This is a genomic window from Duganella fentianensis, assembly GCF_009857835.1.
GTDB lineage: Bacteria > Pseudomonadota > Gammaproteobacteria > Burkholderiales > Burkholderiaceae_D > Rugamonas > Rugamonas fentianensis.
Window position 1 is genome coordinate 1 of the sequence record NZ_WWCL01000039.1, and the last position, 253, is coordinate 253.

Here is a 253-nt window from a genome sequence, read left to right on the forward strand (position 1 = left end):
CTTGCTCTGGTGGCGAGTGGCGAACGGGTGAGTAATATATCGGAACGTACCCAAGAGTGGGGGATAACGTAGCGAAAGTTACGCTAATACCGCATACGATCTAAGGATGAAAGCAGGGGACCGCAAGGCCTTGTGCTCCTGGAGCGGCCGATATCTGATTAGCTAGTTGGTGAGGTAAAGGCTCACCAAGGCATCGATCAGTAGCTGGTCTGAGAGGACGACCAGCCACACTGGAACTGAGACACGGTCCAGA

At 53.8% G+C, this 253-nt stretch carries 1 rRNA gene; it reads left to right on the top strand.

The features are described 5' to 3' along the window. Positions 1 to 253: ribosomal RNA gene (locus GTP23_RS23200) — 16S ribosomal RNA — on the top strand; the annotation flags it as partial.